This is a genomic window from Mycobacterium sp. 852013-50091_SCH5140682 (assembly GCF_001665685.1).
Taxonomy (GTDB): Bacteria; Actinomycetota; Actinomycetes; order Mycobacteriales; family Mycobacteriaceae; genus Mycobacterium.
Genome location: NZ_LZTB01000003.1, coordinates 1 through 1074 on the forward strand (window position 1 = coordinate 1; position 1074 = coordinate 1074).

General features: G+C 63.4%; 2 protein-coding genes and 1 pseudogene. All 3 read right to left on the reverse strand.

Features of this window, described 5'->3' with window-relative positions; all coding sequences use genetic code 11:
- Positions 1-122, reverse strand: a 122-nt coding sequence (nuoK, locus tag A5784_RS00070) for an NADH-quinone oxidoreductase subunit NuoK (RefSeq protein ID WP_082944556.1), incomplete at its 3' end; no start/stop codon positions are given.
- 27 nt (positions 123-149) lie between these two features.
- The gene (locus A5784_RS00075) at positions 150-968 is read right to left on the reverse strand and encodes an NADH-quinone oxidoreductase subunit J (protein ID WP_082944557.1); all 819 of its coding nucleotides are present in this window, start codon (positions 966-968) and stop codon (positions 150-152) included.
- A pseudogene (locus tag A5784_RS37310) lies at positions 965-1074 on the reverse strand (NADH-quinone oxidoreductase subunit NuoI); the annotation flags it as partial. The pseudogene A5784_RS37310 and the gene A5784_RS00075, both read right to left, overlap by 4 nt.

The following is a 1074-nucleotide window of genomic DNA, read 5'->3' on the forward strand; positions in this document are numbered from 1 at the left end:
GCCGCATTGAGCATCAGCTCCACGCACATGAACATGACGATGGCATTGCGCCGCAACAACACCCCGGCCGCACCGATGGTGAACAGCAGCGCCGACAGGTACAGATAATTCGCGGGATCCACTTATGCTCCTCGCGTCCGCACATCCACTTACGATTCCTCCCACTCATCAATCCAGTCGACAGGAGACACCGGGGCAACCAACCGCAGATGCGGCGGAGAGGACGGTGCTCGTCGTGCTGCGCTGACACGCGGGCGCAGCACCGGAGACACCGAAAGGCGCGAGGGCGAACCGTCCGGAAGCATGGCCGGGATGTCGACGGCATTGTGGCGGGCGTAGACACCGGGATTGGGCAACGTCGTCGGGTGTCCACCTGCGCGGAATCTATCCGTGGCGAGTTCGCGCTGCGTCTTGCGGCGATGCGCCCGTTGACGGTAGGTAAGCACCATGGTGCCTGCGGCGGCGGTGATGAGCAGGGCACTGGTGAGTTCGAACGCCCACAAATACCGGGTGAAGATCAGCGCCGCCAAGCCCCTCACGTTGTCCTCGTCGTTCATCTTCGCAACCTCCTGGGAACTATGACTGGACAGGCTCCCGGTACTCGCGATCAGCAGGATCCCGAAGGCCAGGCTCGCTAGGACTGTCGTAATCCTTTGCCCGCGTACCGTTTCTGTGAGCGACTCCGACAGGTCGACACCGACGATCATGACGACGAAGAGGAAGAGCATCATCACCGCACCGGTGTAGACGACGACCTGCACCACGCCGAGGAACAGCGCATCCTGGGCGACATAGAGCACCGCGAGGACGATCATCGTCATCGCGAGGAACACCGCCGAATACACCGCCTTGGCGGCAATGACGACCCCAAGAGCACCCGAAACAGCGAGTCCGCCGAGTACCCAGAACAGGCCGGTCTCGACGGTCGATGTCTCGGCCGCAACCTCGGTCGCGAGTAGGGCGGTCATCGGTTTGCGCTCCGCGTCGGTCCGATAGCGCCCAGGTAGTAGTCGTCATCGGTGCTGCCCGGGGCCATGTCGTGCGGCGGCGCCACCATCCCCGGCTGTAAGGGGG